The sequence below is a fragment of the Cyanobium sp. A1C-AMD genome, assembly GCF_024346495.1.
In the GTDB taxonomy this organism is placed as follows: domain Bacteria; phylum Cyanobacteriota; class Cyanobacteriia; order PCC-6307; family Cyanobiaceae; genus Cyanobium_A; species Cyanobium_A usitatum.
Genome location: NZ_JAGQDB010000130.1, coordinates 1 through 5,042, shown reverse-complemented (window position 1 = coordinate 5,042; position 5,042 = coordinate 1). Strand labels below are relative to the sequence as shown.

The 5,042-nt window shown below is 51.1% G+C and carries 3 protein-coding genes and 1 pseudogene; 1 reads left to right on the top strand and 3 read right to left on the bottom strand.

Annotation, left to right across the window (positions count from 1 at the left end; translation table 11 throughout):
- Positions 1–127 precede the first annotated feature (127 nt).
- Positions 128–1,239 (bottom strand): IS3 family transposase gene (locus KBY74_RS13660; protein WP_396123198.1). Its coding sequence is split into 2 segments (ribosomal slippage): positions 128–978 and positions 978–1,239, totalling 1,113 coding nucleotides; the frame shifts between segments, so codons are not numbered across the junction.
- 173 nt (positions 1,240–1,412) lie between these two features.
- On the opposite strand from KBY74_RS13660, the gene KBY74_RS13655 reads away from it, so the two are divergent.
- The gene (locus tag KBY74_RS13655; RefSeq protein ID WP_254943172.1) at positions 1,413–1,664 is read left to right on the top strand and encodes a helix-turn-helix domain-containing protein; all 252 of its coding nucleotides are present in this window, start codon (positions 1,413–1,415) and stop codon (positions 1,662–1,664) included.
- A 240-nt stretch (positions 1,665–1,904) separates the two neighbouring features.
- Here the strand turns inward: KBY74_RS13655 and KBY74_RS13650 are convergent, their stop codons facing one another.
- Positions 1,905–4,466, bottom strand: coding sequence for an FKBP-type peptidyl-prolyl cis-trans isomerase (locus KBY74_RS13650; RefSeq protein WP_254943171.1), 2,562 nt, complete (start codon positions 4,464–4,466; stop codon positions 1,905–1,907).
- Between the two features lie 205 nt (positions 4,467–4,671).
- Positions 4,672–4,872, bottom strand: a pseudogene (locus tag KBY74_RS13645) (DNA helicase UvrA); the annotation flags it as partial.
- Positions 4,873–5,042: the final 170 nt, after the last annotated feature.

Genomic DNA, 5,042 nt, shown 5'->3' with positions numbered 1-5,042 from the left:
TTCCAATTCAGCGATTAGGGTTCATAGTGGATGAACGGAGCTTCGCAATCAGCTTCCAAGCAGTCATCTTCTGACTGTGACGTGACCCCCTTTGCTGCTCCAGTCCTTATGAGAGCTAGTGGGTTGATCAGGCCGCCTTCCATTGCTGGATGACCTCCAGGGGCGTACGCCCCTGGAGAGCCGAATGCGGTCTGTAGACGTTGTACTCGATTCGGTGCTGTTCTGCCAACACCTTGGCCTCAGTCAGTGATGCAAATAGTTCAACATTTAAGAACTCATCCCTTAGGCGGCCATTGAATGACTCCACAAATGGATTCTCCCATGGTGACCCTGGCGGGATATAGGCAGTGGCGGATCCATTGCCCATGCACCACTCTTGCAGGGCATTGGCAATAAACTCGGGACCATTGTCCATCCGTAGATGGGTGGGGGCTGGATGCTGACTGAGCAGTTGCTCAATAGTAGAAATCACATCCACTGCTTTGCAACGCCTGCCGACACGAATGGCCAAGCAAGCACGACTGAATTCATCGATAACATTGAGGAATTTCAATCTGCGGCCATCCATCGTCTGGTCGAACTGGAAGTCGATCGCCCACACGTGATGCGGATATTCGGCTCTCAGCAGCTCCCTTGAGCCGCCTGGGGGACGAGAGCGCTTTCGTTTGCGCGGCAGGGGCCGCTGGAGCCCCTCCTCCCGCCAGATCCTTTGTACCCGCTTGTGGTTGACGCTCCAGCCGTCAAGCCGCAGCCGGCGGTAAACCAAGCGGCGGCCCCAACGCCCATGGCGCCTCGCCAGCTCCCTGATCCGGCTGCGCAGTTTCCCTTCCTCGATGTCTGCAATAGGCGTAGGCCGCCGTTGTGTGTTGCGGTTCTGGCCCGCTAAACGGCAAGCCCGCCGCTGGGAAACCCGGAATCGATCTTGCAAAACCATCACGGCCCTGCGACGACGTTCCGGGCTCAGAAGTTTCCCTCGGCAAGCTCCTTAAGCATGGCCTTGTCGAGCTCTGCATCGGCGAGTAACCGCTTTAGCCGGCTGTTCTCCTGTTCCAGCTCCTTGAGGCGTTTTGCCTCACTAGCTTTCATTCCCCCGTAAAGCTGCTGCCAGCGGTGATAAGTCGCTGGTGATACCTCCAGGGCTCGGCAGACGTCAGAGACGGCCTGACCCTGGCTCAAAAGCTGCTCAGCGGTGCGCAGCTTGCGAATGATCTGCTCGGGGCTGTGGCGTTTGACTTTCATGGAGCTTCTCTTTGCCAAGTCTGGCTGGTGGGGAAGCTCTCATAAGCATTGGTTCAGGTTTTGGGGTCCACGTCAGCGGGACTACTGGGTTTCGTCCTTCTGGAGGTAGTGCTGCCTCATTAGTGCCTGGCACTGGACTTGTATGCTAGGGCACTTGAGGTATTGTGCTCCTTATGGCAAAGCACGTAAGACTCACCCTCGCCAAGGCACTCGCTAAGGCAAATCTGCGTCGTGCGGAAGCGGGTGAGAAGGCAATCACGATGAATGGTCTGGCAGTTGCGGCAGGAGTGGCGGCAACGACTATCACCCGACTGGCACGGAACGATCAAAAGGCGGCATCAGCACTTTCCTTGGATTTGGCGGGGAAGATCGTGACTGTGCTGGATTGTGGGATTGAGGATTTGTTGGAGGTGGTGGAGGAATAGTGCTCTGCTGACCCTTGACCAGATCACCACAGGCGTCACGGTCCTGTGAGATGCCCTTGATATTGTTCCAGTTGAAGACCACCTATCCATTTAAAGGAACTGGAAATTATCAATGCCGATTGCTGGGGAGTCTTCTAAAACGGCAAGTAACTCAGAGCAGTCATTGTAGGTGCGAATGCTTCTGGGTGATCTTTTGGCGGATATTCAGGATTGTGAGAGTGAGTTGGGTCTTATGCCCGCCTAGATAATCGCCAGACCAGTCAGACTGCCAGAATATCCAGTGATTTCAATAATTGCATCAGTAGCACTGGAGAAACCAGACTTGGTGTCATTAAGAGCAAGGAAGGTTCGGGTAATAGATGCAGAAGAAAATGAGAATGTTGCAGCACCATTTGCTGTAAAGCTGGCGCTTGAAAGAACTGCAGCAATACCAGATTGATCTAAAGAGGCAACTGCCCCAAGTTCCTTCAGGTTTAATACACTAACAACTTTGGGACCGTCAATTTTGTCCAGCCCAATAGCAAAATCAGTGATTTTATCATATCCAGATAGCAATGAATCTTTTAGGGCATACTTGAAGATGTCTGCTCCCTCAGCACCAGCAAGGATATCTGCACCACCCAGTCCTGAAATTGTGTTATTCGCAGAGTTTCCCGTGAGAGTATCGGCACTCTTTGTTCCATTAAATGGAACCTGAAGTGGGAGCGTTGAGGTATCTGATATCAAGACTGACACTGTGGATCCAACTTGAACTGAACGCTTGCTATCCGAAAAGAGTTTTATGTTTAAAGTTTCATCGCCTTCTGTCTTTAGATCGCTCTTAATGGTATGAAAAATTTTAAATGCTCCCTTGGTATCGACCTTTGCCGAACCAGATAGGGCACCTTTGGAGAAATCATCAGAGGTGATCCCTGCTCCACTTAAGGAGTAATAGAGGGTTGTCCGTGATTTGGCTTTGGTTGTCGCAACTCTGGTGGTGAGCACCGCACCTTCGCTGAGTGTTGATGGGGTACTAATAGTGTAGGCAGGTATGTTGCTTGCAGTGATGATCTGATCAGGTGAATCGAGTGTTGCAGTGAACCCTTGAGCATCGGTGTAGGTTACGGCAACCTTATAGGTGCCAGCACCAGATGCAGGAACGGCGTAGGTGGATGCTGTGGCATTTGGGATGGCAGTGCTGCCCTTGTACCACTGGTAGGCGTAGTTGGGATTGGTCGCATCGCCATCTGGATCACCAGTTACTACAGGAGCGGTGAGGGTGACACCTTCTTGGAAAGCACTACTACCAGAGATCTCACCAGGAGTACCATTGCCGTTATTAAGCACAGCAACCGTTCCAGCAGCAACAGTTAGTGATTCCCTGAAGTTTTGGGCATCGGTATAGAACACCCGTACCCGCACCTGCTTGCTCTGTTCTGCAGCGGCGATGGTATAAGTGGCCGCATTGGTGCCGATGTTGCCCCACGTGGTGCCATCCGTTGATGATTGCCACTGGTAGGCAAAGGTGCCATTGCCATCAGGATCATCCGCTGTTTTGGCAACCGTAAGAACTTGACCAACCTGGGCAGTACCTGAAACAGCAAAGGTGGCAGCTCCAAAAGAAATGGCTGGCATTGCAGTCACTCCCTTCAACCAAACGATAACCTCATCGTCGTTAACATTATATTGCCCATCCTTATTATTGTCTTCATAAATTGCCAGGCCAGACTCTTGACCAAGATTAGCAAGGTAGTAACCATAAGCCTGGGCTGGCTCTAATAGCAACTGGTCCGTCAATGCATTAAAATCTTCAACCACCAAAAAGTCAGACTGTTTACTATTAGCATAAAGATTAGCACCACTTGATGCTTGTAGTTGAATTTGATTCTTTCCTCCACCAACAATAATGCGATCAGCGCCGGTTGTGCCGACGCCCAATGGCGCAAAAAACTCATCAGCACTGGATCCCGTCATGACATCAACTGAGGTCGTCGTCGTGCCCGTCTTGTAGACGAAAATCGAGCCATCGCTATTGGTATCAACCCCAAACTGCGATTCCACCTCTTTCCCCTTACCACTTGAGGGCTCAATCAAGGCGCTTGAGCTGGTCCAGTTCCAGCTTGAGTCAAAAGCCCATACAAGCAGCTTGTTCGTGGGTATATTTTTCCAGAGAATTTGATTAGCTTCATTTATCCGTTCCGCAGCTATAATCATCCATTCACTGCCAAGCGTTTCCGTATGGACTGGAATACCGTCCTTCTTGAGGGTAAACGTATCAACAGTATTTCCAATTGCATTTTGATAGGTAAGCTGCGCAGACCCCCTTGAAATCCCCCGAATTTCCACATCAAACAGAAGGGTGCTATTCGCTGGGATTGAACCAGTTGCCCTAGACCCATACCCGAGGCTGGCAGGAATTTCAAGGTGATAGATGTCTCCAAGGCTTGCCCCTATTAGGCCAAGATCAAAGCCCTGAATGACCTGCCCTGAACCCAGTACAAAGGAAAACTCAGATCTTCCCGCCGTCGTATTGGTGTCAAATACAGTACCATCTACTAGCCTACCAGTATACAGAACTGAAAGCACATCGCCAGACTGGGATTCAAACCCGTAGCCCAAGTCTCTATACTTTTGGCGGATGAGTCCGCTGTCAAGCTGCTCCTTTGGTGCGTTAACACTATCATTGGACAATTGAGTTGGCAGGGTGCTCTGAACGCTGCATATCCCCTGGCTATCGCTTGAAAGTTTAATTATACCGGCCGCCTCGATTATGATAGGTGTATAGGGCTCACGTGTTAATGACTCGACCGGGGAAGCAGTCATAAGAATCAACTCACTCAGAAAGGATTAAAGAAATCAGGACGTGAAGCGCAAAGCAGCCCTCTGCTCTACCGCATTATTGCTAAATTTATTCCACTTCCCTCCAGCCCGCCGGTTTCAGCAAAGTTGTCACCCCTTTCGAGTAGCCACCACCCAAGCCACTCCCAGCCCTTCCCCTACTCCTCCAACATCTCCCTCAAACCACCACTCAACCTGCCAAGACCTCAGGCGGATGCTGCTCCAGCACTTGCTTGAGGTATCTGCCCGTGTGACTGGTGGGATGCTCCGCCACCTCTTCAGGAGTTCCCGTCACCACGATCTCGCCGCCCTTATCTCCCCCATCGGGTCCGAGATCAATGATCCAGTCGGCACAACGGATCACATCGAGGTTGTGCTCGATCACCAAGAGATCCTTGAGTGGGCTTGAAGTTTGAGAACCAGAAAATCTCAAAAGCCAGATTCCAAGCCATTCCCACTCATTTCCCCCAAAATTTCCCACTGGGCTACGAACAGCTACAGAACCACAAAGGTGGCTTGGCTTCCTTTGTGCTCCAGCCCTAGAAGACAGGAAACGATATA